This window comes from Leifsonia sp. NCR5 (assembly GCF_002105485.1).
GTDB lineage: Bacteria > Actinomycetota > Actinomycetes > Actinomycetales > Microbacteriaceae > Leifsonia.
On record NZ_NCSR01000014.1, the window covers coordinates 82,663 to 105,887 of the forward strand.

The 23,225-nt window shown below is 69.6% G+C and carries 23 protein-coding genes; 19 read left to right on the plus strand and 4 right to left on the minus strand.

The annotated features are described in order from the left end of the window. The first annotated feature begins 6 nt into the window (after positions 1-6). The 3 genes from argH to B7438_RS12960 are packed head-to-tail and all read left to right on the plus strand — an operon-like array spanning position 7 to position 2,277. Complete coding sequence (gene argH / locus B7438_RS12955; protein WP_085370010.1) at positions 7-1,473, plus strand: argininosuccinate lyase; 1,467 nt, start codon at positions 7-9, stop codon at positions 1,471-1,473. Continuing rightward, positions 1,473-1,604, plus strand: coding sequence for a hypothetical protein (locus B7438_RS20855; protein WP_256922021.1), 132 nt, complete (start codon positions 1,473-1,475; stop codon positions 1,602-1,604). The genes argH and B7438_RS20855 overlap by 1 nt, the downstream gene beginning before the upstream one ends. 13 nt (positions 1,605-1,617) lie before the next feature. Next, the gene (locus B7438_RS12960; RefSeq protein WP_085370011.1) at positions 1,618-2,277 is read left to right on the plus strand and encodes a DNA-3-methyladenine glycosylase; all 660 of its coding nucleotides are present in this window, start codon (positions 1,618-1,620) and stop codon (positions 2,275-2,277) included. Here B7438_RS12960 and B7438_RS20570 read toward each other — a convergent pair. After that, the gene (locus B7438_RS20570) at positions 2,274-2,597 is read right to left on the minus strand and encodes an LPXTG cell wall anchor domain-containing protein (protein WP_179150812.1); all 324 of its coding nucleotides are present in this window, start codon (positions 2,595-2,597) and stop codon (positions 2,274-2,276) included. The genes B7438_RS12960 and B7438_RS20570 overlap by 4 nt on opposite strands. 448 nt (positions 2,598-3,045) lie before the next feature. Between B7438_RS20570 and B7438_RS12970 the strand changes: the two genes are divergently transcribed. Further along, on the plus strand, positions 3,046-5,298 hold the full coding sequence (locus tag B7438_RS12970; protein WP_085370013.1) for a cell wall-binding repeat-containing protein: 2,253 nt from the start codon (positions 3,046-3,048) through the stop codon (positions 5,296-5,298). A gap of 56 nt (positions 5,299-5,354) precedes the next feature. On the opposite strand, the gene B7438_RS12975 is transcribed toward B7438_RS12970, so the two are convergent. Both B7438_RS12975 and B7438_RS12980 read right to left on the minus strand, forming a co-directional pair. Next, positions 5,355-5,951, minus strand: a complete 597-nt coding sequence (locus tag B7438_RS12975; RefSeq protein WP_256922022.1) for a hypothetical protein — start codon at positions 5,949-5,951, stop codon at positions 5,355-5,357. Further along, a complete protein-coding gene (locus tag B7438_RS12980; RefSeq protein WP_085370014.1) occupies positions 5,948-6,595 on the minus strand; it encodes a DNA-binding protein in 648 nt (215 codons plus the stop codon). Before B7438_RS12980 ends, B7438_RS12975 begins: the two co-directional genes overlap by 4 nt. 136 nt (positions 6,596-6,731) lie before the next feature. Between B7438_RS12980 and tyrS the strand changes: the two genes are divergently transcribed. From tyrS to der, 15 genes are all read left to right on the plus strand, one after another. Continuing rightward, positions 6,732-8,033, plus strand: coding sequence for a tyrosine--tRNA ligase (gene tyrS / locus B7438_RS12985; RefSeq protein WP_085370015.1), 1,302 nt, complete (start codon positions 6,732-6,734; stop codon positions 8,031-8,033). Between the two features lie 30 nt (positions 8,034-8,063). After that, the gene (locus B7438_RS20575) at positions 8,064-8,216 is read left to right on the plus strand and encodes a hypothetical protein (RefSeq protein WP_168688943.1); all 153 of its coding nucleotides are present in this window, start codon (positions 8,064-8,066) and stop codon (positions 8,214-8,216) included. Continuing rightward, entirely contained in the window at positions 8,209-9,006 is a 798-nt protein-coding gene (locus B7438_RS12990; protein WP_085370016.1) for a TlyA family RNA methyltransferase, read from the plus strand. The genes B7438_RS20575 and B7438_RS12990 overlap by 8 nt, the downstream gene beginning before the upstream one ends. A gap of 134 nt (positions 9,007-9,140) precedes the next feature. Next, the gene (locus B7438_RS12995; protein ID WP_085370017.1) at positions 9,141-10,058 is read left to right on the plus strand and encodes an NAD kinase; all 918 of its coding nucleotides are present in this window, start codon (positions 9,141-9,143) and stop codon (positions 10,056-10,058) included. Continuing rightward, positions 10,051-11,775 (plus strand): DNA repair protein RecN, encoded by a 1,725-nt coding sequence (recN, locus tag B7438_RS13000; protein ID WP_085370018.1) that lies wholly within the window; start codon positions 10,051-10,053, stop codon positions 11,773-11,775. The genes B7438_RS12995 and recN overlap by 8 nt, the downstream gene beginning before the upstream one ends. Positions 11,776-11,822: 47 nt before the next feature. Beyond that, positions 11,823-13,529 (plus strand): CTP synthase, encoded by a 1,707-nt coding sequence (locus B7438_RS13005; protein WP_085370019.1) that lies wholly within the window; start codon positions 11,823-11,825, stop codon positions 13,527-13,529. Continuing rightward, positions 13,529-14,155 carry an NUDIX hydrolase gene (locus tag B7438_RS13010; protein ID WP_085370020.1) on the plus strand — a complete coding sequence of 209 codons (627 nt, stop codon included), beginning with the start codon at positions 13,529-13,531 and terminating at the stop codon, positions 14,153-14,155. Before B7438_RS13005 ends, B7438_RS13010 begins: the two co-directional genes overlap by 1 nt. Next, a complete protein-coding gene (xerD, locus tag B7438_RS13015) occupies positions 14,152-15,057 on the plus strand; it encodes a site-specific tyrosine recombinase XerD (RefSeq protein WP_085370021.1) in 906 nt (301 codons plus the stop codon). The genes B7438_RS13010 and xerD overlap by 4 nt, the downstream gene beginning before the upstream one ends. A 158-nt stretch (positions 15,058-15,215) precedes the next feature. After that, positions 15,216-16,076: a ParA family protein gene (locus tag B7438_RS13020; protein ID WP_168690790.1), complete on the plus strand. Its 861-nt coding sequence runs from the start codon at positions 15,216-15,218 to the stop codon at positions 16,074-16,076. Continuing rightward, the gene (locus B7438_RS13025) at positions 16,060-16,884 is read left to right on the plus strand and encodes a ScpA family protein (RefSeq protein ID WP_085370023.1); all 825 of its coding nucleotides are present in this window, start codon (positions 16,060-16,062) and stop codon (positions 16,882-16,884) included. The genes B7438_RS13020 and B7438_RS13025 overlap by 17 nt, the downstream gene beginning before the upstream one ends. After that, positions 16,874-17,488, plus strand: coding sequence for an SMC-Scp complex subunit ScpB (gene scpB, locus B7438_RS13030; protein WP_085370024.1), 615 nt, complete (start codon positions 16,874-16,876; stop codon positions 17,486-17,488). The genes B7438_RS13025 and scpB overlap by 11 nt, the downstream gene beginning before the upstream one ends. Then, a complete protein-coding gene (locus tag B7438_RS13035) occupies positions 17,478-18,290 on the plus strand; it encodes a pseudouridine synthase (protein ID WP_085370025.1) in 813 nt (270 codons plus the stop codon). The genes scpB and B7438_RS13035 overlap by 11 nt, the downstream gene beginning before the upstream one ends. After that, positions 18,287-19,375, plus strand: a complete 1,089-nt coding sequence (locus tag B7438_RS13040; protein ID WP_085370026.1) for a prephenate dehydrogenase — start codon at positions 18,287-18,289, stop codon at positions 19,373-19,375. Before B7438_RS13035 ends, B7438_RS13040 begins: the two co-directional genes overlap by 4 nt. Then, positions 19,372-20,076: a (d)CMP kinase gene (cmk, locus tag B7438_RS13045; RefSeq protein WP_085370027.1), complete on the plus strand. Its 705-nt coding sequence runs from the start codon at positions 19,372-19,374 to the stop codon at positions 20,074-20,076. The genes B7438_RS13040 and cmk overlap by 4 nt, the downstream gene beginning before the upstream one ends. A 5-nt stretch (positions 20,077-20,081) precedes the next feature. Then, positions 20,082-21,590, plus strand: a complete 1,509-nt coding sequence (gene der, locus B7438_RS13050) for a ribosome biogenesis GTPase Der (RefSeq protein ID WP_085370028.1) — start codon at positions 20,082-20,084, stop codon at positions 21,588-21,590. A 223-nt stretch (positions 21,591-21,813) separates the two neighbouring features. Here the strand turns inward: der and B7438_RS13055 are convergent, their stop codons facing one another. Continuing rightward, positions 21,814-23,217 carry a DUF2252 domain-containing protein gene (locus B7438_RS13055; RefSeq protein ID WP_085370029.1) on the minus strand — a complete coding sequence of 468 codons (1,404 nt, stop codon included), beginning with the start codon at positions 23,215-23,217 and terminating at the stop codon, positions 21,814-21,816. Positions 23,218-23,225 lie beyond the last annotated feature (8 nt).

Consider the following 23,225-nt stretch of genomic DNA (forward strand, 5'->3'; position numbering starts at 1 on the left):
AGCACGGTGTCTGATCAGAACGATCAGCCGGCCGCGGGCAATCGCGCCGGCGAGGCGGGCGCCCTCTGGGGCGGCCGCTTCGCCGGCGGGCCGTCTCCGGAGCTGGCAGCGCTCAGCAAGTCCACCCAGTTCGACTGGCAGCTCGCCGCGTACGACATCGCGGGATCCCGGGCGCACGCCCGCGCCCTCGCGGCAGCCGGCTACCTCGCGCCCGAGGAACTGGACGGGATGCTCGCGGCACTCGACCGCCTCGACGCCGACGTCGCCTCCGGCGCGTTCGCGGCGCTCGAGACGGACGAGGACGTGCACTCCGCGCTCGAACGCGGCCTGATCGAGCGGGCGGGAACGGAGCTCGGCGGCAAGCTGCGCGCCGGGCGCAGCCGCAACGACCAGATCGCGACGCTGGTGCGGCTCTACCTGCGCGACCACGCCGGTGTCATCGCCGAGCGGCTGATCGCCCTGATCGACGCCATCGCCGCTCAGGCGGACGCGCATCCATCGGCCATCCTGCCGGGGCGCACGCACCTGCAGCACGCGCAGCCGGTGCTGCTCGCGCACCACCTGCTCGCGCACTGCTGGCCGCTGGTCCGCGACCTGGAGCGCCTGGCCGACTGGGACAAGCGCGCGAACGTCTCGCCGTACGGCTCCGGAGCTCTCGCGGGCTCCACGCTCGGGCTCGACCCGCTGCTCGTCGCGCGCGACCTCGGTTTCGCCGCCAGCTCGGAGAACTCGATCGACGGCACCGCCGCCCGGGATGTGGTGGCGGAGTTCGCGTTCGTCTGCGCCCAGATCGGCGTGGACCTGTCGCGGTTCGCCGAGGAGATCATCCTCTGGAACACGCGCGAGTTCGGCTTCGTCACCCTCGACGACTCGTACTCGACCGGGTCGTCGATCATGCCGCAGAAGAAGAACCCGGACATCGCGGAGCTCACCCGCGGCAAGGCCGGGCGCCTGATCGGCAACCTGACGGGCCTGCTCACCACCCTCAAGGGCCTCCCGCTCGCGTACAACCGCGACCTGCAGGAGGACAAGGAGCCGGTGTTCGACTCTGTGACGACCCTGGAGGTGGTGCTCCCCGCATTCACCGGCATGGTCGCGACGCTCCGCTTCCACACCGACAGGATGGCCGAGCTTGCGCCGCAGGGCTTCTCGCTCGCGACCGATGTGGCCGAGTGGCTGGTCAAGCGGCGCGTCCCGTTCCGGGATGCGCACGAGATCACCGGCAACCTGGTGAAGTTCGCGGAGGAGCGCGGCCTGGAGCTGAGCGACGTCGACGACGCCGGTCTCGCCTCGGTGTCGCCGCTGCTGACCCCGGATGTGCGCGAGGTGCTGACCATCGACGGCTCCGTCGCCAGCCGCGACAACGTGGGAGGAACCGCTCCCGTGCGCGTGGCAGAGCAGCTCGCCGCGCTCACCGAGCGGGTTCGCGTGCTGACCTCGGCGTTCGTCGCAGCACGACGGGATCTCGGCTGATGAGCGGCTATCGTCCCGACAAGAAGTCTCCGCGCTACCCGTGGATCATCCCGGCGATCGTCGTGGTCGCCGTGCTGGTGATCGTCGTCGGCCTGATCGTCACGCTCGTGGCCGGCGGCCGGATCTTCTGAGCGGCGAGCGGACATGACCTCGGGCGGCCAGGGGGAGCTCGCGGACGGGCTCTTCCTGCCCGACCGCGAGTTCTTCCTGGCGTCGTCGCTCGACGTCGCCCCTCGGCTCCTCGGTGGCGTGCTGCGGCACGAGACGCCGGAGGGCGCGGTCTCCCTGCGCATCACCGAGGTCGAGGCGTACATCGGCGACGGCCTCGACCCGGGATCGCACGCCTTCCGCGGCCGCACCAAGCGCAACGCCGTCATGTACGGCGAGCCAGGGCACCTCTACGCGTACTTCACCTACGGGATGCACGTCTGCGCCAACGTCGTCTGCTCGCCGCCTGGCGAGGCCTCGGCTGTGCTGCTGCGCGGCGCAGAGGTGGTCGAGGGCGAAGAGCTGGCGACGCTGCGGCGCTCCGGCCCGACGGGGCGCGTCGTCGCGCGCCGCGACCTGGGACGCGGGCCTGCGCGGCTCGTCGTCGCCGCCGGGATCACCCTCGCCGACGACGGTGCCGACCTGTACGCGCCGCCGTTCTCGCTGCTGCTGCCGCGCATCCCGCTGCCGCACGAGACGGGCCCGCGCACCGGAGTGTCAGGGGCAGGCGGGGGAGCGGCGTTCCCGTGGCGGTACTGGCTGCCGGGGGAACCGTCGGTGTCCGCGTACAAGCGGCACCCGAAGTCGCACGACTAGGAGTTGCGGCGGGAGCGTCGGCGGTGCATGAGCAGGGCGGAGAGGCCCGCTGCGGCGAGGGCCGTGGCGGCGATGGCGGCGGTACTGGTGGATGCCCCGGTGGCAGCGAGTTCGTCCGTTGCGCCGCCCGTGGTTGCCGGTCTGTCGTCGGCGTGCACGATCGGTGCCGTAGGCGTCGGCGATGGGTCGGGAGTCGGCGTCTCCGGGGTCAGCACGGTGAAGCGAATATCCTCGGCGGTTCCGCCGAAGACCATGTCGTCGAGGGCGCAGAGCATTCCCAGGTCGTACGGTCCCGGCGGCACATCGTCGGGGATGCGCACGTCTGCGTCGAACCTGCCATCCGAGCCAGGCGGGGGCACGCGGATCGCAATCTCGCCCAGGTCTCTGTCGAGCGGAGCAAGGAAGAACATAACCTCTGTCGCCGGGCTGCCCGCGAGGGTACATGTGCCCGTGGCGCGAACAAGCCCACCGGGAAGCGCGTGCTGCGGGGAAACGGTGAATGTGGCGACCCTTCCGTAGTCCTCCCGCGGCAAAAGTGGGGTTTCGGCTGTCTGCGTGGGAGTGGGTTCGTCCAGGGCGAGCGCGGGCGCGGTGATCGTCAGAATGCCGATGGCGGCTGTACTGAGGCCGACGTACGCAGAACAGACCACTCGTTCTAGAAGCCTTCGCGGCCTGCGCGACATGTTATTTCCATAACCTATATGTTTTATAGTGGCGTTGTGCATGTGGCAAGCTTACCCACGGTAACGGTCCCAGACACGGAGTCCCATGAAAGTCATCACCACATCCAGGGCGGCGCTTTCGGTCGCCGCGATCCTCTTCGCCGGGTTCATCACGGTCCCGGCGACCGTCGCGTCCGCCGCGCCACGGGATGGCGCTGGCGAGTGGTTCGCCGCGGACGCCCGGCTTGGTCGGAATGTTGCCGAAGAGGCGCCATCGGGCACGACGCGGAGCCGGGCCGTTGTGCTGGATGCGGACACCGCTGTGCGGGCCGTGGTGTCGCCTCAGTCCCTCGCGCTCGCCCAGACGGGGGAACGCCTGATCGTTCCCAAGAACGGAGACCTCTCGCTGACTCTCTTCGGTGGGGAGCGGCTGATGATCGACGTGTCCGAGGTTGCGGTTTCTCTGGATGCCGACGGCGTCGATCCGATGCCAACCGTCGAAGTGATCGGCAGTAGGCGAGAGGGCGAGGGCTACGGTGCAACCGCGGCGTTCACGTTCATTCCCGACGACTCGGGGCGCTACGCGCTCTCTGGCGGGATCGACCGCGGCACCGAATCGCGGGTGGAGATTGACCAGCCCTCCCGCGGAATCGCTGTCCTCCATGAAATTGGGGAGGCCCAGGAAGGTACTGCCGAAGTCGACGACGCCGTCATTGCGCCGGGGGCGGTCACAGCACCCGATCCCGCTGAGATGGCTCCTCCCGGCCGGGCGGCGGCCACCCTCACGACGATTGATCTGCTCGTTGGATATTCGAGCTCGCTCGGTGCCGCTGTGACGGCAAAAATCACCCAGCGCATCACGGAAACGAATGCAGCGCTCGCTACCTCGGGTGTGAACATGCGTGTGAATCTCATGTCTATCGCGCCCGTCGCCTACGCGCAGTCGGCAGAAGGGTTGCTGGCCGATATTCGGCGTCTGCAGCAGGGCTCCAACGGGCTCGGTCAATTGCACAACCAGCGAGATGCGATTGGGGCGGACCTCGTTGCTCTCATCGTTCCTCAGGTGACGCGTGGCGAGTGCGGGAGGGGTTACATCCCGTTCGCCGGGGGTGTCCCGGACTACGCGTTCAGCGTCACGCCGGAGAGCTGCTTGGATGGCAACGCCCTGGCGCACGAACTCGGCCACAACTTCGGCAGCAACCACAACATCGCGAACACGAAAAAAGAAGATGTGCCATACGCCTTCAGCTATGGACACCAGGTCGCTGGCAAGGCGCGAGACATCATGGCCTACGACTGCCCGAAAAACGACTGTGCCCAGAAGCTTCAATATTCGAACCCGAACGTGAAGTTCATCGGCCATCCCACCATCCCGTCCGGCACCCCCGCGGCGGATGCCGCGCGCAGCTTCAACCTGATGGCGCCCGTGATCGCGAACTACCGCACCCGCACCCCGATCACCCGCCTGTCCGGTGGTGACCGGTACGAGACCGCCGCCACGATCTCCCGGCACGGATTCGCCGATCCGGCGAAGGTGTCCACCCTGGTCGTCGCGACCGGCACCGACTTCCCCGACGCGCTCGCCGCAGCGCCGCTCGCGGCGAAGCTCGGCGGCCCACTCCTGCTCGCCCATCCCAGCGGTCTGCCCGCCGCGACGACGACGGAGATCAAACGGCTGAAGCCATCGAAGATCGTCATTGTTGGCGGCGCTACGGTCATCCCGAGCGCTGTCGAGGCCGCGCTGAAGGTACTCGTGACGGCCGGTGGCACCGTGCAGCGCATCTCCGGCGCTGACCGGTTCGATACGTCTGTCGCGATCGGGAAGTACGGCTGGACGTCGTCGACTACCGCGTTCGTCGCGACCGGCCTCGACTATCCCGACGCGCTCTCTGCGGGCGCAGCGGCGGGGAAGCTCGGCGCTCCGGTCGTCCTCGTCCCCGGTACATATGGTGCTGTTCCTGCGACCACGACCGCGTTCCTCAGCGGCATCGGCGTGAAGACCGCCTACATCGCCGGAGGCGCAACGGTCGTTTCAGTGGGCATCGAGACCGGCTTGAAGGCCAAATACTCGGTCGTCCGTTACGCCGGCACCGACCGGTTCAACACATCCACGCTGATCGCTAAAGCCCACCACACCACGGGCGGCAGCATGTACCTCGCGTCCGGCATGAACTTCCCTGATGCCCTGGCGGGTGCGGTGGTCGCAGGGCGACAGAAGGCGCCACTCGTCCTCTCCGCCCAGGGCTGCGTCCTGAAAAATGTCAACGACGTGCAACGGGTCATCACACCCAGCAACCTGGTGCTCCTCGGCGGCGTCACCCTGCTCACTGAGGCGGTGCAGCAAGGTGCCATCTGCTGACGGAGGTCACCCATCCGGGCAGGTGTGCGCATCCGGCGGGAGCAGCGTGCGCACGACTAGCCGGCGGCGATCCGGAACAGCGCGGCGCACACGCACGCCCAGACCAGGCTGGTCAGCGTGCCGATGATGAACCGCTCGCGCGCCTCGGCCGCGTCCAGCTCGGTGAAGCGGCCGACGCCCTTGATGGCAACGAGCACGGCGATGGCCTCCGGGAAGCCGGCCATGATCGCGCCGGTCGTCGCGAAGCGTTCGAGGAAGCCGATCGTCGTTCCGCCGCGCAGCACCTCGCGGGTGCCGTTCTGGCCGTCGACGCGGTCGGGGACGACGATGCCGCCGTGCACGCCGTCGACGGTGGACCGGGATGCGAGGGCCAGCACCACCTGCGAGGCCGGTCCGCCTCCCGCCACGCTGAGCGCGATGGCCACGATGCCGATGAGCACCTGGAAGAGCAGGGGAGCGTGCTGGCCGGGCAGGATCACGAGCACCACCGCCAGGGCGAGCAGCCCGGAGGCGACGTAGACCAGCGGACGCCGCGGCGACCGCAGTGTGGCGATCATGCAGCAGAGCGCTGCGATGGCGAGCACCAGCGCGAACGACCAGGCGGCGATCGGGCCGGCAGCGGCGAGGATCGCGGGGTATGGGATGGTCGTCACGCTCTCTCCGTTCTGCGCCCGGCGTCGCGCCCGGCTTCGTCGGCACGCGCCACCAGCCTAGTCAGAGCGGGGACGGCGGACTGCTCGACGCGGAGGTTCGCCACCCGCGCCCTGTCGTTGGCCGACTGCGGTGTGATGCCGAGGCGGGCGCCGGCCTCCGCCTGGGTGAGGCCGGTCTCCAGCAGGTCGTAGAGCTCCCAGCCGGCGTCGGAACGTTCCGCCCGGATGGTGAGCAGGAGGTTCATCAGGGCCTCGACGTCCGCTGCGTCCTGCTCGGAGGCTCCGGAGGCTTCGGATGCGACGGACGCGGCTGCGAAGCGGGTGCTGGCGCGCTTCGCCCTGGTGACGGCGTCTCTCGCGGCGACGAACGCGTCCCCTGCCGCTTTGCGGGTAGCGTCGGGGAGCGGGGTGCGCACGGCTCCGATGCCCAGGCCGACGCTCCAGGCGCCCCGCCTGGTGAGGTCGAGCACGAGGTCGACGGCCGCGTCCGCCGACGCGGTGAGCGCCTGGAGCTCGTCTCCCGCGTTGCGGTCGACGGGGAGTTCGAGCCGGTCGGCGTAGCGCCCGTTGAGGTCGTCCAGGGCGGAGGCGACGATGTCCGGCCTGTTCCTGCTGTCGACCTGATCTGCGGTGATGACGTACACGGTGCACTCCTTCCATCAGGGCTGTGAACCTGATGCTGACAATATCAGGCCCACAGACCTGATTCAACCCGGATCAGGCCCACAGCCCTGATCGCCCGCGGCAATCTCGCGGAGGCCCCGCTGATAATCTGAGTGCGTGTCCGACTCCGAAACGCTCAACGCACAGACCAACGATCCGTCCTTCGACGACGTCTGGGATGAGCTGGTGTGGCGCGGGCTCATCCAGGTGTCCACGGATGAAGCAGCGCTCAAACAGCTCCTCGCCGGCGAGCCGGTCACCTATTACTGCGGCTTCGACCCGACAGCGGCCAGCCTGCACCTCGGCAACCTGGTGCAGCTCCTCACCATGCGCAGGCTGCAGCTGGCCGGCCACAAGCCGCTCGGCCTGGTCGGCGGCTCCACCGGCCTGATCGGCGACCCCCGCCCGAGCGCGGAGCGCACGCTGAACACCAAGGAGACGGTCTCCGAGTGGGTCGGCTACCTGCAGGGGCAGGTCTCGCGCTTCCTCAGCGCGGAGGGCGACAACGCTGTGCGGCTGGTCAACAACCTCGACTGGACAGAGCCGCTGTCCGCCATCGACTTCCTCCGCGACATCGGCAAGCACTTCCGCGTCGGCACCATGCTCAAGAAGGACGCCGTCGCCGCGCGCCTCAACTCCGACGAGGGCATCAGCTACACCGAGTTCAGCTACCAGATCCTGCAGGGTCTCGACTACCTGGAGCTGTACCGCGAATACGGCTGCGTGCTGCAGACCGGCGGAAGCGACCAGTGGGGCAACCTCACCAGCGGCACCGATCTGGTCCGCCGCGTCGAGCACGTCTCCGTCCACGCCATCGGCACCCCGCTCATCCTGAACAGCGACGGCACCAAGTTCGGCAAGAGCGAGGGCAACGCCATCTGGCTGGATGCGACGCTCACCAGCCCGTACGCCATGTACCAGTTCTGGCTGAACACGGACGACGCGGATGTTGTCGACCGCCTCAAGGTGTTCACCTTCCTCAGCCGCGCCGAGATCGAGCGCCTCGCCCAGGCCGTCGCCGACGAGCCGTTCAAGCGGGAGGCGCAGCGCACGCTCGCCTTCGAGGTGACCAGCCTGGTGCACGGCACAGAGGCGACGGAGGCTGCGATCGCCGCCGCCCAGGCCCTCTTCGGCCAGGGCGAGCTGACGGCACTGGATGCGTCGACGCTGGAAGCAGCGCTGCGCGAGCTGCCGAACACCACGACGGCACCCACGGCGACCGTCACCCAGTCCCTGGTCGACACCGGCCTCACATCGAGCCTCGGCGAGGCCAGGCGTGCCATCGCGCAGGGCGGCGTCTACGTGAACAACACGAAGGTGGACGACGGAGAGGTGCCGGTCGGCGACCTGGTTCTCCCCGGCAACCTCGTCGTGCTCCGCCGCGGCAAGAAGACGCTCGCCGGCCTGTTCGTCGAGTAGCCGACCGCCCTGTCGCGTACCGTTGAACCCATGGATGCGACAGACAGGGGTGAAGACGGGCTCGTCTCCCGCCTCGCCGTGATCGAAGAGCAGGCGCTCGCAGCGCGGGCGGAGGCGTACGCGCAGGTGCACGACGAACTGCGCGACCAGCTCGAGGGCGGCGACGTGCAGCGCAATGGCTGACTCCCGTCTCGACGTCGCGCTCGCCGCCAGGGGACTCGCACGGTCGCGCTCGCACGCCGCCACCGTGATCGCCGACGGACTGGTCACGGTGGACGGCGTGCCCGTCACCCGCGCGTCGCACAAGGTGCGGGACGACCAGGTGGTCGAGGTGGCCGGCGCCGACCACTACGTCAGCCGCGGCGCACACAAGCTGATCGGTGCACTGGATGCGTTCGGCATCGACGTCGCGGGCCGCGTCGCGCTCGACGCGGGAGCATCCACGGGCGGGTTCAGCCAGGTGCTGCTGGAGCGCGGAGCCGCCAGGGTGATCGCCGTGGACGTCGGCCACGGGCAGCTCTCCCCGCTGATCGCGGGCGACGAGCGGCTGGCGTCGTTCGAGGGCGTGAACGTGCGGACGCTCACCGCGAGGACGCTCGCCGGGCTGGTCGGCGATGAGGTGCGTCCGGATCTCGTGGTCGGGGATCTGTCGTTCATCTCGCTGACCCAGGTGCTGCCTGCGCTCGCGGAGACGGCGGCGGACGGAGCCGACTTCGTGCTGCTGGTGAAGCCGCAGTTCGAGGTGGGCCGCACGGGCATCAAGGAGGGGATCGTGCGCGACGCGGCGCTCCGCTCCGACGCGGTGACGAGCGTGCTCTGGGCCGCGCACGACCTCGGCCTCGGCACGAAGGGCTTCATCGCGTCGCCGATCGCCGGCAGCCAGGGCAACCGCGAATACCTGGTCTGGCTGAACGCATCCGGGGTCAACCCCACCGAGTGGCTGGCCGAGGTGCAGGCGGTCACCGCGCGCTGACGCTCAGGCACGGCGCGAACACGTTGTCCACACCCTGAGAGCTTTCCCCAACCTGCCGCGCGCTCACACAGACGTGCCGAAAACCGACAGAATGGGAAGACCGGATTCCACCACCAGAATGGAGCGTGACGCCAATGGATGCACCCACCAGGTACATCCTCGTCGTCGCGCACACCGGTCGCCAAGATTCTCTCGAAGCAGGGGTGCAGGTCTGCTCCCAGCTGATCGAGGCGGGCGTCGTGCCCGTGCTCAGCGAAGACGAGCGGCGTGACGTCCTCGCCGCCAGGCCGAGCTTCGACGACGTGGCCGTGCTCGGCGTCGACGTGCAGCCGAACGAGCTGGAGCTCGTCATCGTGCTGGGTGGAGACGGCACCATCCTGCGCGCCGCCGAGCTGATCCGTGGATGCTCGGCCCCGCTGCTCGGCATCAACCTCGGCCACGTCGGGTTCCTCGCCGAGAGCGAGCGGGACGACCTCGCGCTGGCCGTCGCGCGCGGTCTCGCCAAGGACTACGAGGTCGAGGAGCGCATGACGCTGTCTGCACGCGTCAAGCTCGGCAAGGAGGTCGTCTACGAGAGCTGGGCACTCAACGAGGCCACCGTCGAGAAGGCGAGCCGCGAGCGCATGCTCGAAGTGGTGATCGAGGTCGACGGACGACCGATGTCGAGCTTCGGCTGCGACGGCGTCGTGATGTCGACGCCGACCGGGTCCACCGCATACTCGTTCTCCGCCGGCGGCCCTGTGGTGTGGCCGGGCGTCGCGGCCCTGCTGCTCGTGCCGCTGAGCGCGCACGCCCTCTTCGCACGGCCGCTGGTGGTCGACGCGGACTCCTCGCTCGCCGTGGAGCTGCTCGACAGGACGGGCGGGGCCGGCATCCTCTGGTGCGACGGCCGCCGTGCATACGATCTGCCGCCCGGAGCGCGCGTCGTCGTGCGCAGGTCGCCCATCCCTGTGCGTCTCGCCCGCCTGCATCCCGGTCCGTTCACCGACCGCCTGGTGCACAAGTTCAACCTTCCCGTCACGGGATGGAGGGGGCCGGCCGACCGTGACTGAGAACCGCGGAGGCATCGAGGAGATCTCGATCAAAGACCTGGGTGTCATCGCCGACGCCTCTCTTCCACTCGGACCGGGCTTCACGGCGATCACCGGCGAGACGGGCGCAGGCAAGACGATGGTGGTCTCCGCGCTCGGGCTGCTGCTCGGCGAGCGGGCGGACACGGGAGCCGTGCGGCTCGGCAGCGCGCAGGCGTGGGTCGAAGGGCGCTGGCGCATCGCGGAGTCGAGCGATGTCGTCGAGCGTGTGCGGGATGCAGGCGGAGACGTCGACCCCGTCGGTGGAGGGGGAGCGGAGCTGGTGCTCACGCGCTCCGTCTCGTCCGAGGGGCGCTCGCGCGCGATCGTCGGGGGCCGCAGCGCGCCGGTGAGCGTGCTCACCGAGCTGGGCGGCCAGCTGGTCGTCGTGCACGGCCAGTCCGACCAGATCCGGCTGCGGTCCGCCGTCGCGCAGCGCGAGGCGCTCGATCGGTTCGCCGGTCCGGACTTCGCGGCAGCCGTCGACGCGTACGCGCAGGTCTTCCACCGCTGGCGCGACAACCGCGCCGAGCTGGACGAGCTGGTGGCCGATCAGGACCGGCGCGCCCGCGAGGCGGAAGACCTGCGGATCGCGATGGCCGAGATCGAGGCCGTCGCTCCGCAGCCGGGGGAGGACGACGAACTGGCCGAGCGCGCAGAGCGGCTGTCCAACCTCGAAGAACTGCGGCTGGCAGCGGCCAGCGCCCGCGAACTGCTCTCTGCGGAGGAGTCGGAGGGCGCTGATGCGCTCGGTCTCCTCGACAGCGCCAGGAGGCACCTCGAACGCGTCTCCGAGCACGACAGCGCGCTCGTCGCCGTCGCCGAGTCCGTCGCGAACGCCAACTACCTGATCTCCGATGTCGCCGCGCAGCTGTCGACCTACCTGGCGACCCTGGACACCGACGGTGCGCGCGAACTCGAGATCGTGCAGGACAGGCGCGCGGAGCTTGCGACGCTCGTGCGCAAGTACGGTCCGACGCTCGCCGACGTGATCGGGGCGCTCGACACCGGAAGCGGCCGCCTGCTCGAACTCGACGGGGACTCCGACAGGATCGAGGAGCTGCGGGCAGAGGTCGAGGCGGACGCCGCCCTCGCCGAGCAGCTCGCGGACGGCCTCAGCGCCCAGCGTCGGTCGGCCGCTGAGCGACTGAGCACGGCCGTCTCCGACGAACTGACGGCCCTCGCGATGGCCGACGCGCGCGTGGTGGTCGAGGTGATCCAGCGCGACGAGTTCACCGCCGCCGGCCGCGACCAGGTCTCGATCCTGCTGCAGCCGCACTCCGGCGCGGAGCCCCGGCCGCTCGGCAAGGGCGCATCCGGGGGCGAGCTCTCCCGCGTGATGCTCGCCATCGAGGTCGTCATCGCCGGCACGGACCCTGTGCCCACCTTCATCTTCGACGAGATCGACGCGGGCGTCGGCGGGGCGGCGGCCATCGAGATCGGCCGCAGGCTCGCGAAGCTGGCGGAGACCTCCCAGGTGATCGTCGTCACGCACCTCGCGCAGGTGGCCGCGTTCGCGGGCAACCACCTCACCGTGGTGAAGGGCAGCGACGGGTCGGTGACCGCATCCAGTGTCCGGCAGCTGGGCGGCGACGAGCGCATCGCTGAGATGGCTCGCCTGCTCTCCGGTCTGCCCGACTCCGAGAGCGGACTCGCCCACGCGCGCGAGCTGGTGGAGATGGCGGGAGCGTCGCGGTGATGTCGCGCGCACGGAACGTCCCGAACAGGGTGATAGGATAAAAGCCCGTGGTGGATAAATCAGACGCGGGCATTTCGAACGGCATTACCAAGCACATTTTCGTGACGGGTGGTGTCGTTTCTTCGTTGGGCAAGGGTCTTACGGCCGCTAGCCTCGGCAACCTTCTCACTGCTCGCGGCCTTCGCGTCGTGATGCAGAAACTCGATCCGTACCTCAACGTCGACCCTGGAACGATGAACCCGTTCCAGCACGGCGAGGTGTTCGTCACCGACGACGGTGCGGAGACCGACCTCGACATCGGGCACTACGAGCGGTTCCTCGACATCAACCTCGGCCAGTCGGCCAACGTGACGACGGGCCAGATCTACTCCAACGTGATCGCCAAGGAGCGCCGGGGCGAATACCTCGGCGACACGGTGCAGGTCATCCCGCACATCACCGACGAGATCAAGCGCAGGATGCGCCTCCAGGCCCAGCCTGGGCCGGACGGCGAGCCCGCTCCGGACGTCATCATCACCGAGATCGGCGGAACGGTCGGCGACATCGAGTCCCAGCCGTTCATCGAGTCGGCCAGGCAGGTGCGTCACGAGCTCGGCCGCAAGAACTGCTTCTTCGTGCACGTCTCCCTGGTGCCGTTCATGAACGCCTCCGGCGAGCAGAAGACCAAGCCGACCCAGCACTCCGTCGCCGCCCTCCGCTCCATCGGCATCCAGCCGGATGCGCTGGTCCTCCGCAGCGACCGCCCGGTCTCCGAGTCGAACAAGCGCAAGATCGCGCTGATGTGCGACGTCGACGAGAGCGCAGTGGTCAACGCCGTCGACGTGCCGAGCATCTACGACATCCCGACGATGCTGCACGACCAGGGCCTCGACGCGTACATCATCGACCAGCTCGGCCTCGACAAGGCCGACGAGGTCAACTGGGACGGCTGGAGCGAGCTGCTCGACGCCGTCCACGACCCCAAGCACGAGGTCACCATCGGCCTGGTCGGCAAATACATCGACCTCCCGGATGCGTACCTCTCGGTCACCGAGGCGCTGCGCGCAGGCGGTTTCGCGCACAACACCAAGGTGCACCTCAAGTGGATCGCCTCCGACGAGTGCCAGACCCCCGAGGGCGCGGCGGCTCAGCTGAGCGACGTGGATGCGATCTGCGTGCCCGGCGGGTTCGGCGTGCGCGGCATCGAGGGCAAGCTCGGCGCGCTGCGGTTCGCCCGTGAGAACGCCATCCCGGCCCTCGGCCTGTGCCTCGGCCTGCAGTGCATGGTGATCGAGTACGCCCGCAACGAGGCCGGTCTCGGCGGAGCGTCGTCGTCGGAGTTCGACCCGGACACCGAGTTCCCCGTCATCGCGACGATGGCGGAGCAGGTGGAGATCATCGCGGGCGGCGACCTGGGCGGCACCATGCGCCTCGGCCTCTACCCGGCGCTCCTCGCCGACGGCTCCATCGTCTCCGAGCTCTATGGGGCGCCAGAGGCGTCCGAGCGTCACCGCCACCGCTACGAGGTGAACAACAACTACCGCGAGCAGATCGCGGACGCCGGCCTGTGGTTCTCCGGAACGTCGCCGGACGGCCACCTGGTCGAGTACGTCGAGCTTCCGCGCGACGTGCACCCGTTCTACGTCGGCACCCAGGCGCATCCCGAGCTGCGGTCGCGCCCGAACCGTGCGCACCCGCTGTTCCGCGGGCTCGTCGGCGCCGCTCTCGAACGGCAGAAGGCCAGCATGCTGTTCGAAGTCGCCGCGGACGCCTGATGACGGCGGAGCTGACGGACGACCCGTTCTCGCCGGAGGTCGTCTCCTCGGAGACGGTCTTCTCCGGCCGGGTGTGGGACGTGCGGCACGAGACGTTCCGCTACAACGGCGACGAGATCGGCCGCGACTTCGTCGACCACACGGGTGCCGTCGCCGTCCTCGCCCTGGACGACGACGGCCGGGTGCTGCTCATCAAGCAGTACCGGCACCCCGTGCGGCACCGCGACTGGGAGATCCCGGCCGGTCTGCTCGACGTGCGCGGCGAGCATCCGCTGGATGCCGCCAAGCGCGAGCTGGCAGAGGAAGCGGACTTCCAGGCCGACCAGTGGAACGTGCTCTCCGAGTTCTACACGAGCCCGGGCGGGAGCGACGAGGCGATCAGGATCTACCTCGCCCGTGGGCTGCGGCCGACCGCTGAGGCGTTCGACCGCTTCGACGAGGAGGCGGACATCGAGGTGCGCTGGGTGCCGCTCGACGAGGCGGTGGATGCTGTGCTCGCCCGCCGCATCCAGAACCCGTCGCTGACCATCGGCGTGCTGGCCGCGCACATCGGACGGCAGAACGGCTGGTCGCAGCTGGGCGCGGCCGACCTGCCGTGGCTGCGGCACCCGAAGCTCGAGGCATGACCGTCGAGGCGGCCGCCGACTCGTATCTGCGGCACGTCTCGATCGAGCGCGGGCTGTCGGCGAACACCGTCGCCGCGTACCGGCGCGACCTCGGCCTGTACACGCAGTGGCTGGCCGAGCAGCAGGTGACAGCCCCGGCGGAGATCACGACGCCGATGATCTCCGCGTTCACGCTCCACCTCGGTTCACGCGCCGAATCCCCGCTGACCTCGTCGTCGCTCGCCAGGGTGCTGTCCACGGTCCGCGGCTTCCACCGCTTCCTGCTCGACGAGGGTGTCGTCGATCGGGACGTGGCGCACGAGGTGAAGCCGCCGAAGCTGGCCAGCCGTCTGCCGAAGGCGATCAGCGTCGACCAGGTCTCCGCGCTGCTCGCCGCGACGGACGGCGACAGCATCGCCTCGCTCAGGGACAAGGCGCTGCTCGAACTGCTCTACGCGACGGGCGCGCGCGTCAGCGAGGCGGTGAACCTCAACGTGGATGACGTGATCGACGACGACATCGTTCGCCTCACCGGCAAGGGCAGCAAGCAGCGCATCGTGCCGCTCGGCAGCTACGCCAGGGCGGCGATCGACACCTACCTGGTGCGCGCGCGCCCCACCCTCTCGCTGAAGGGCAGGGCGACGCCCGCCCTCTTCCTCGGGATGCGCGGGGCCAGGCTGTCCCGCCAGAACGCCTGGCTGATCATCCGGGCGGCCGCGGAGCGCGCGCAGCTCGGCGTCGAGGTCTCCCCGCACACGCTGCGCCACTCGTTCGCCACCCACCTGCTCGCCGGAGGGGCGGACGTGCGCGTCGTGCAGGAGCTTCTCGGCCACTCCTCGGTGGCGACGACGCAGATCTACACGCTCGTCACCGCTGACACCCTCCGCGACGTCTACACCTCGGCCCACCCCCGCGCCCGCTGACCCGCGCCCGCTGACCCTGGCCCCGCCGCCGCGCGGCGGTGCGCCCCGCGAGATGGGGGTTGCGTCGGTAGGATGGGCAACTGACGTAAGTCAGCGACAAAGGGACGAGGAACACGCAGGTGACGCGCAACGACGAGGTCAGAACCCAGCTTCCGGGCATGGATGACGCATCGCTCGCCGTGCCGCTCGGACCCACCGGCCGCCCGCTGCGGCCGTTCCCTGTGCCTCCCGCGCTGAAGGGTCACGGACCCGCGCGCATCATCGCCCTGTGCAACCAGAAGGGCGGCGTCGGCAAGACGACGACGAGCATCAACCTGGGGGCGACCCTGGCCGAGTACGGCCGCAGGGTGCTCGCGATCGACTTCGACCCCCAGGGTGCGCTGTCCGCCGGTCTCGGCGCGCAGACCCACGACGTCACCACCATCTACGACCTCCTGCTCTCACGCTCGAAGGACCCGGCGGAGGCGATCCAGAAGACCGGCGTCCCCGGGCTCGACATCATCCCGGCCAACATCGACCTGTCCGCTGCGGAGGTGCACCTCGTCAACGAGGTCGCGCGCGAGCAGATCCTCGCCAGCGTGCTGCGCAAGGTGAGCGGCGACTACGACGTCATCCTGATCGACTGCCAGCCGTCGCTCGGCATCCTCACGGTGAACGCGCTGACCGCTGCACACGGGGTGCTCATCCCGCTGGAGTGCGAGTACTTCGCGCTGCGCGGTGTCGCCCTGCTGATCGAGACGATCGACAAGGTGCGCGAGCGCCTCAACCCGGCCATCGAGCTGGACGGCATCCTGGCCACCATGTACGACTCCCGCACGCTGCACTCCCGCGAGGTCCTGGAGCGCGTGGTCGACGCATTCGGCGACCGGGTGCTCGAGACGGTCATCTCGCGCACGGTCAAGTTCCCGGATGCGTCCGTGGCCGCCACCCCGATCACCCAGTTCGCTCCGGAGCACTCCGCGGCCGAGGCGTACCGCCAGCTCGCGAGGGAACTGATCGCGCGTGGTGCCGTCGCCTAGCCCTGCCGGCGAGGAGACCCAGCAGCCGGCGACGTTCCGTGTCGCGCTCGGCGACTTCGAGGGCCCGTTCGATCTGCTGCTGTCGCTCATCACCAAGCACGAGCTCGACATCACCGAGATCTCGCTGAGCCGCGTGACGGACGAGTTCATCGCCTACCTGCGCGCGCTCGACTCGGCGGACAGCCTCGACGAGGCGAGCGAGTTCCTGCTCGTCGCCGCGACGCTGCTCGACCTCAAGGTGGCCGGCCTCCTCCCGCAGGGCGAGCTGGTGGATGCGGAGGACGTCGCCCTGCTGGAGGCCCGCGACCTGCTGTTCGCGCGGCTGCTGCAGTACCGCGCGTTCAAGGAGGCGTCCGCGTGGTTCCAGAGCGGCATGGAGGCGGAGGCGACCAGGCACACGCGCAGCGTCCGCCTGGAGGACAAGTACCGGCAGCGCACACCGGAGCTGGTGTGGACGCTGACCGCGGAGGACTTCGCGGCCATCGCGACGCTCGCGCTCACGCCCAGGGAGATCCCGGTGGTCGGGCTCGACCACCTGCACGCCCCGCTGGTGAGCATCCGGGAGCAGGCGGCGCTCGTGGTCGGGATGCTGCGGTCCGGCGAGACCGTGACCTTCCGGCAGCTGGTGGCCGGCGCCGACCTCAAGGGGGTCGTGATCGCGAGGTTCCTCGCGGTGCTGGAACTGTATCGTCACGCGGCGATCGCGTTCGAACAGCTCGAACCACTCGGTGAGCTGACGCTCCGCTGGACGGCGGAGCACTGGTCGGAGGAGAATCTGTCGAATTTGGGAGCGGACTATGACGGTTGACGACGTGGACACGGCGACCCAGGACGAGGCACGGCCGGCTCTGCCGGAGGGCGTCGCCATCGAGCGCGCCCTCGAAGCGATCCTGATGGTGGCCGACGAGCCGATGAGCGTCGTCACCCTCGCCACCGCCGTCGGCGCACCCGTCAAGCGCGTCCGGGCAGCAGTGGATGCGCTGGTCGCCGACTTCGACGGAGCGGACGGAGGAACGCGCCGCGGCTTCGAGCTGCGCGAAGTCGGGGGAGGATGGCGCATCTACGTGCGGCCGGAGTTCGACCCCGTCGTCGCCGACTACGTGCTCGCCCAGAACCCCACCAAGCTGTCCCAGGCCGCTCTGGAGACGCTCGCCGTGATCGCGTACAAGCAGCCGATCAGCCGCGGTGCCATCGCCTCGATCCGGGCGGTGAACGTCGACTCGGTCGTCCGCACGCTGCTCGGTCGCGGGCTGATCACGGAGATGTTCACCGACAGCGAGACCGGCGCCATCAACTACGGCACCACGGAGCTCCTGCTCACCCAGCTCGGCATCAACTCGATCGACGAGCTTCCCAAGATCTCCCCGCTGCTGGCGGACGGAACGGATGGATTCGACGGCGATGTCCGCTAAAGACGCTAGAGACTACAGCGACGACAAGAAGACGCACCCGCAGCAGGCGGACGGCAGCCCGGAGGGGGAGCGGCTGCAGAAGGTCATGGCCGCGGCGGGCGTCGCATCCCGCCGGGTCTCCGAAGACCTGATCGCGGCCGGCAGGGTCACCGTGAACGGCGACGTCGTCACCGAGCTCGGCCGCAGGATCGACCCGCTCACCGACCTGGTCGCCGTCGACGGCTCCGCCGTGCAGCTGGACACCTCGCGCCGCTACGTGATGCTGAACAAGCCCGTCGGCGTCGTCAGCTCCATGCGCGACGAGCAGGGACGCCCCGATCTGTCCCGGTTCACCGCCGACTTTCCCGAGCGCCTGTTCAACGTCGGGCGCCTGGATGCCGAGACCTCCGGCCTGCTCATCCTCACGAACGACGGGGAGCTCGCGCACGTGCTCGCCCACCCCAGCTTCGGCGTGACCAAGACGTACATCGCGCGCGTGCGCGGCGTCGTCACCCCGCAGACCATCGCGACGCTCACCCGCGGGGTCGAGCTGGAGGACGGCCCCATCGCCGCCGACAAGGCGCGGCTGCTCGAACGCAGCTCGTCCGCGAAGGACAGCCTCGTCGAGCTGACCCTGCACTCCGGCCGCAACCGGATCGTGCGGCGCATGATGGCCGAGGTCGGTCACCCGGTGATCGAGCTGGTCAGGCGCCAGTTCGGACCTCTGCACCTCGGCACGCTCCGGGTGGGCCAGATGCGCGACCTGACTAAGGTGGAACTCGGCCAGCTGCTGACGATCTCCCGCCAGAAAGACACCAAGTGAACGACACCGCCTCCCGGCTCACCGGACCCGTCCGTGTGGTCGGCGCCGGGCTGCTCGGCGCCTCGGTCGGGCTGGGGCTGCGCGCCCGCGGCGTCGACGTGCTGCTTGCCGACGCGTCGCCGGCGCACCTCCGGCTCGCCGCCGACTACGGAGCAGGGCGTCCGGACGACGGCGCGGCAGAGCCGGCGCTGATCGTCGTGGCCGTTCCGCCGGACCTGGTGGCGTCCGTGGTGCTGGCCGAGCTCGCCGCGCATCCGGATGCGGTTGTCACCGATGTCGCGAGCGTGAAGGTCGCTCCGCTGTCCGAGCTGGAGGCGACCGGGGCCGACCTGTCCCGTTACGTCGGTTCGCATCCACTGGCCGGACGGGAGCGCGGAGGGCCGTCGTCTGCACGTGCCGACCTGTTCGTCGGCCGTCCGTGGGTGGTCTGCGCCCGCCCGGAGAACGACAGGTCCGCCGTCTCCCTGGTGGAGGCGCTGCTGCTCGACCTCGGTGCGACGCCGGTCGAGATGGGAACGACGGAGCACGACGCGGCCGTCGCGCTGGTCTCGCACACCCCGCAGATCGTCGCGAGCCTGATGGCGAAGCGCCTCGCCGGATCGACGGACGCCGCTCTCGCCCTCGCCGGTCAGGGACTGCGCGACGTGACCCGCATCGCGGGCAGCGAGCCGGAACTCTGGGTGCAGATCCTCGGAGCGAACGCCCCGGCCATCGTGGAGATCCTGCACGCGTACCGCGACGACCTGGACAGGATGCTCGTTGCGCTCGGCGACGTCGACGCCTCCGGGGCCAGGCGCACCATCGCGGAGGAGATCGCGGGAGGCAACGTCGGCGTCTCGCGCCTGCCGGGCAAGCACGGTCAGGACAAGCGGTACACCTCGATCGTCGTCATGGTCGACGACCGCCCAGGCGAGCTCGGCCGGCTGTTCACCGAGCTGGGCGAGATCGGCGTGAACCTGGAAGACCTGCGCCTCGAGCACTCGCCCGGCGCGCAGGTGGGGCTCGCGGAGATCGCCGTGCTGCCCGAGGTGCTGCAGCGCACCATCGACGACCTGACAGCCAGAGGATGGAGGATCGCCGGATGAGCGCGACCGAACAGCAGCAGAGGCAGCAGACCCCGACGGTCGTCGCCGTCGACGGCCCCGCGGGGAGCGGCAAGTCGAGCGTCAGCAAGGCGGCAGCGCGCGAGCTCGGATACGCCTACCTCGACACCGGGGCCGCATACCGGGCGCTCAGCTGGTTCGTGGTCGCGAGGAAGCTCGATCCCACCGACTCGGCAGCCGTCGTGGATGCGCTGCCCGACTTCGACTACCGCATCGGCACCGACCCGGACACATACCACGTGTTCGTCGGCGACCACGACGTGACGGACGCCATCCGGGAGCCGGAGGTGTCCGCCGTCGTCAGCGCCATCGCGCGCGTTCCGGAGGTGCGCACGTTCCTCACCGAGCTGTTCCGGCGCATCATGCGCGGCACGGACAAGCCGGGCATCGTGGTCGAGGGGAGGGACATCACGACGGTGGTGGCCCCGGATGCTCCGGTGCGCATCCTGCTGACTGCCAGCGAAGCCGCTAGAATAGCCAGGCGTTCCGCGGAACTCGTCGGCCACTCCGCCGCCCATGTCGGTGAGCAGCTGCACCGCCGCGACCTGGCTGACTCCCGGGTCGTCGACTTCATGAACGCCGCCGACGGTGTGACCACCGTCGATTCAACCGATCTCGACTTCGAGCAGACCGTGGCCGCGGTCATCGACGTCGTACAGACCGAAATCCGGAAAGGCGCCTGACGCGCATGTCTGACAAAGAACTTGAGGAGCCCCAGGGAGCCGACGACCTCGTCGAGCGTCTCTCCGGGCTCGACGAGGAGCTGGCGACGCAGCGCGCCGCCGCCCTCCGCAGCGGGCTGGACGACTACGAGCTGGACGAGGGCGACCTCGACATCCTCGAGACCGCCAGCGAAGATCCCGATGCGATCACCTACCTGCCTGCTCTGCCCGTGCTCGCCATCGTCGGCCGCCCCAACGTGGGCAAGTCGGCGCTGGTCAACCGCATCCTGGGCCGTCGAGAGGCCGTCGTGGAGGACACCCCCGGTGTCACCCGCGACCGCGTCTCGTACCAGGCGGAGTGGAACGGCCGCCGGTTCACCATCGTGGACACCGGAGGCTGGGAGCCGGACGCCAAGGGCATCGACGCCTCCGTCGCCGCCCAGGCCGAGGTCGCGATCGACCTCGCGGACGCCGTGCTGTTCGTGGTCGACGCGAACGTGGGTGCGACCGCGACGGACGAGCACGTCGTCCGGATGCTGCGCAAGACCAAGAAGCCCGTCTTCCTCGCCGCCAACAAGGTCGACGACCTCCGCCAGGAGCCGCACGCCACCGAACTGTGGTCGCTCGGCCTCGGCGAGCCCCGACCGGTCTCCGCGCTGCACGGCCGCGGCGTCGCCGACCTGCTCGACGACATCCTGAAGAAGCTGCCCGAGGTCTCCGCCGTCGCCAAGCAGGAGGTCGGCGGTCCGCGTCGTGTCGCGATCGTCGGGCGCCCGAACGTCGGCAAGTCGTCGCTGCTCAACAAGGCGGCAGGCGAAGAGCGCGTCGTCGTCAACGAGCTGGCGGGCACCACCCGCGACCCGGTGGACGAGCAGGTCGAGATCGCCGGCAAGGTGTGGCGCTTCGTCGACACCGCCGGCATCCGCCGCCGCGTGCACCTGCAGCAGGGTGCAGACTTCTACGCCTCGCTGCGCACATCCACCGCGCTGGAGAAGGCGGAGGTCGCCGTCGTCGTGCTCGACGTGTCCGAGCCGATCAGCGAGCAGGACGTGCGGATCATCGACCTCGTGCTCGAGTCCGGCCGCGCGCTGGTGCTCGCGTTCAACAAGTGGGATCTGCTCGACGACGACCGCCGCCGCTACCTGGAGCGCGAGATCGAGCAGGACCTCGCCCACGTCTCCTGGGCGCCGCGCGTCAACATCTCCGCGCGCACCGGACGCCACCTGGAGAAGCTGGTCCCCGCCCTCGAGCTCGCGCTCGAGTCGTGGGACACCCGCATCCCGACCGGCAAGTTCAACGCCTTCCTCGCCGAGCTCACGGCGGCGCACCCGCACCCCGTGCGCGGAGGGAAGCAGCCGCGCATCCTGTTCGGCACGCAGGCGTCGAGCCGTCCGCCGACATTCGTGGTGTTCACCACCGGCTTCCTCGACCCCGGCTACCGCCGATACATCATCCGCCGCCTGCGCGAGATCTACGGTTTCGAGGGCACGCCGATCACGCTCAACATGCGCGTGCGCGAGAAGCGCAAGCGCTAGCCTCGCTCGCTCGCTCCGCTCACGCGGAACCCCGCCGCGACACGCCGCCGGTTTCTCCGCTCCAACGGACAAACCGGCGGCGTTCGCGCATCCCTCCGCTTGAACGGAGTCCCCGGATGCGCTGAGCGCGTCTCCGTTCGAGCGGAGTTCGGCGCCGATCTGGCCGGTTTCTCCGCACGAACGGACAAACCGGCGGCGTGTCGCCCCGCTTCTCCGCGTCAGGCTAAAGCACGTCGCTGACGGCGAAGCGGCCGGCTGCGGCCGCTTCGCCGAGCGCCTCGAAGTCGGCGAGCGACTGGTCGGCGTACGCCATCGACCAGGCCGTCACCGCGCGCGGCAGCGCGTCGCCGCTGCCGATGTACCCGGCGACGAACGCGCTGCTCGGGCTGCGTGAGTGCGCCCGGGAGAGGATCGTCGCGCAGGTGCGGACGTAGTCGTCGAACGGCTCGTCCGGCATGGTCGGGATGTCGAACGACAGGTTCCTGTCCCGGAACTGACGCACGTAGAAGCCGAACCCCTCGAAATTGACGTACCCGAGGAACGGGTCGGAGACCGCCTGCAGGATGCGCTGGCTCGCCGTGACCCGGTAGCCGTGGTGCGCGGCGAGGGTCGCCCTGTCGATCCCGGCCACGTCGTACTCCGGCACACCGCCGAACTCGTGCAGCACCGACTGGGTCGCCTCCTTGACCTGCAGCACGAGCGGTTCGCCGCGCGGCCCGGTGAGCACCACGATGAAGCATCGCGTTCCGACGCTGCCGACGCCGACCACGCGGCGCGCGATGTCGGTGACGGTGTGCTGGTCGAGCAGCAGCGCGATGTCGGGGGAGACGGTGCGGCTGTACTGCGCGAGCACTTCGCCGACGCTGTCCTCGATCTCCGCGGGGACGTGCGTGAGTCTCGGCGGGTTCTCGACGATCCGGCGGGAACCGTCCTCCGCCAGCTCGGTGATGCGTGAGACGACGTGGGCGGAGGTGCGCTTCTCGGCGGAGGCGACGGCCTTCTTCACCAGCCGCTGCGTCTCCTTCCCGTACTGGCGCCCTCCCCGGATGACCGCCGCCTCGAAGAAGCGCTGCGTCACGTCGAGCCCGAGGGAGGTCCGCAGCCCGTCCCTATACGCGATCGCGGAGCGCAGTGCAGACTCCTCCGCAGCGGCGTCGGTGGCCCCGCGGCCGCGCGCCGCGATGACCACGCTGGTGACTAGGCGCTTGAGGTCCCACTCCCAGGGCGCGATGGTCGCCTCGTCGAAGTCGTTGAGGTCGAACACCATCCGGCGCTCCGGCGAAGCGAAGATGCCGAAGTTGGCGATGTGCGCGTCGCCGCAGGCCACCACGTTCGCTCCGGATGCTGCCCCGCCGGCCAGGTCCGCGGCCTGCAGTGCCGCGGTTCCCCGGTAGAAGGCGAACGGATCCTGCAGCATCCTTGCGGTGCGCAGCGGCACCAGGTTCGGCAGGCGGCTCGCGTTCTGCTGCTCGAGGATCGCGAGGGGGTCGCGCCGCGCATCCGGGGTGTACTCGGCGTGCGTCGACCGCGGGATGCGGGCTCTGGCATCCTTGCCGAGCTGGTATTGATCCCGGTCGCTGGCAACCGGTTCGTGGTCGTAACGCAGACGACCCGCGACACTGTCCATGGCGTAAC

Bases quoted from the DNA above. Each gene is read 5' to 3' on its own strand.
- B7438_RS20575 (WP_168688943.1), top strand. From the start codon at position 8,064: ATGGATGCGACAGACAGGGGTGAAGACGGGCTCGTCTCCCGCCTCGCC.
- B7438_RS12995 (WP_085370017.1), top strand. From the start codon at position 9,141: ATGGATGCACCCACCAGGTACATCCTCGTCGTCGCGCACACCGGTCGC.
- scpB (WP_085370024.1), top strand. From the start codon at position 16,874: ATGACGGTTGACGACGTGGACACGGCGACCCAGGACGAGGCACGGCCG.
- cmk (WP_085370027.1), top strand. From the start codon at position 19,372: ATGAGCGCGACCGAACAGCAGCAGAGGCAGCAGACCCCGACGGTCGTC.
- B7438_RS20855 (WP_256922021.1), top strand. From the start codon at position 1,473: ATGAGCGGCTATCGTCCCGACAAGAAGTCTCCGCGCTACCCGTGGATC.
- xerD (WP_085370021.1), top strand. From the start codon at position 14,152: ATGACCGTCGAGGCGGCCGCCGACTCGTATCTGCGGCACGTCTCGATC.
- B7438_RS12990 (WP_085370016.1), top strand. From the start codon at position 8,209: ATGGCTGACTCCCGTCTCGACGTCGCGCTCGCCGCCAGGGGACTCGCA.
- B7438_RS13055 (WP_085370029.1), bottom strand. From the start codon at position 23,217: ATGGACAGTGTCGCGGGTCGTCTGCGTTACGACCACGAACCGGTTGCC.
- B7438_RS13010 (WP_085370020.1), top strand. From the start codon at position 13,529: ATGACGGCGGAGCTGACGGACGACCCGTTCTCGCCGGAGGTCGTCTCC.
- B7438_RS13035 (WP_085370025.1), top strand. From the start codon at position 17,478: ATGTCCGCTAAAGACGCTAGAGACTACAGCGACGACAAGAAGACGCAC.
- der (WP_085370028.1), top strand. From the start codon at position 20,082: ATGTCTGACAAAGAACTTGAGGAGCCCCAGGGAGCCGACGACCTCGTC.
- B7438_RS12970 (WP_085370013.1), top strand. From the start codon at position 3,046: ATGAAAGTCATCACCACATCCAGGGCGGCGCTTTCGGTCGCCGCGATC.
- B7438_RS12960 (WP_085370011.1), top strand. From the start codon at position 1,618: ATGACCTCGGGCGGCCAGGGGGAGCTCGCGGACGGGCTCTTCCTGCCC.
- B7438_RS13020 (WP_168690790.1), top strand. From the start codon at position 15,216: ATGGATGACGCATCGCTCGCCGTGCCGCTCGGACCCACCGGCCGCCCG.